The sequence below is a fragment of the Hymenobacter telluris genome (assembly GCF_017313265.1).
In the GTDB taxonomy this organism is placed as follows: domain Bacteria; phylum Bacteroidota; class Bacteroidia; order Cytophagales; family Hymenobacteraceae; genus Hymenobacter; species Hymenobacter telluris.
Genome location: NZ_JAFLQZ010000043.1, coordinates 1 through 1,247, shown reverse-complemented (window position 1 = coordinate 1,247; position 1,247 = coordinate 1). Strand labels below are relative to the sequence as shown.

2 protein-coding genes are annotated in these 1,247 nt (G+C 65.1%); both read right to left on the bottom strand.

What is annotated here, in order from left to right:
• Positions 1-30 precede the first annotated feature (30 nt).
• Complete coding sequence (locus tag J0X19_RS24655; protein WP_206987080.1) at positions 31-900, bottom strand: IS3 family transposase; 870 nt, start codon at positions 898-900, stop codon at positions 31-33.
• Positions 897-1,196, bottom strand: a complete 300-nt coding sequence (locus J0X19_RS24650; protein WP_206987079.1) for a transposase — start codon at positions 1,194-1,196, stop codon at positions 897-899. The genes J0X19_RS24655 and J0X19_RS24650 overlap by 4 nt, the downstream gene beginning before the upstream one ends.
• Positions 1,197-1,247: the final 51 nt, after the last annotated feature.

The window sequence follows — 1,247 nt, the reverse complement described above, 5'->3', positions numbered from 1 at the left end:
TGGGGTGGTCTAGTGGAAACGGACAGGGAGCTAAGGTAGGTGTTGGAACAGGTCAGCTTCAAATTGATGGGGCGAGCGGTAGCCCAGGGCGGAGTGGCGGCGGTCGAGGTTGAAGTAAGTGTCGAGATAATAGGCCACTTCCAGCCGCGCCTCTTCTAAGCTGGCAAAGACCCCGCCGTGGGGCAGCAACTCTGTTTTCAAGGTGCTCCAGCCGGCTTCGGCCTGCGCGTTGTCGTAGGGATTACCCGGCCGGGCATAGCTGGCCAGTGCCCCAGCGTCTTCAATGCGCTGGCGGCACGCGTGGCTGGTGTACTGACTGCCGCGGTCAGCGTGAATCACGAGGCCAGGGGCGGGCTGACGCAGGGTCAAGGCTTGTTCCAAGGCCGTGAGCACCAACTCAGTGGGCATCTGCGCGGCCAGGTGCCAGCCCACCACCCGGCGCGAGCAGGCGTCGCGCCACGTGGCCAGGTAGCACCAGCGCCCGCCGACCAGGGGCAAGTAGGTAATGTCGCCCACCCACACCTGGTTGGGGCACGTGGGCGCGGGCTGGCCCAGCAGCCGGTTCTCGGCCACGACGGCGGCCGGGTCAGCCTGCGTGGTGCGCGGGCGCTGGGGGCGGGTGCTCAGGGCACGTTGCCCACTAGCCCGCAGCCAACTGCGTAGGGCATAGCGCCCCACCTGGTGGCCCTCGGCCTGCAACTCAGCTCGCAGGCGGCGAGTGCCGTAGCGCTTGGCATGGCGCGTAAACGCCTGCTGCGCGGCAGGCTGCCAGCCGGGAACTGGCGGCGGGCTGACCGCCCGCCACCGGTAGTAGCCACTGCGACTTACGCCCAGCACTCGGCACAAGTCAGCCAGCGTCCAGGTAGCTGCTTGTGCCTTGATAAATAGATACTTGCTCACGGCTGAGGCTGTGAAAAGATGGTCACCGCTTTTTTTAAAATGTCGCGCTCCATTTCCACGCGCTTCAGCTCAGCGCGTAAGCGTTTGATTTCGTCGCGCTCCGCACTACTGGGCACGGCTTGCTCCAGAGCCGTTCGTTGCCAGCGGCCCAGCAGCGCGGGCGAGATGCCCTGGGCACGGGCCACGTCGCTTTGGCGAGCGCCGGCAGCTACCTGGCGCACGCACTCCGCTTTGAAGGCGGGCGTGTATTTCTTGCGGGTGACGGGCTGGCCGTCAACTAGTTTTTTGTCGGTCATGAGCAGCGGAAGTTAAGACTTCTCGCTGTCCGTTTCGGCTAGACCACCTCA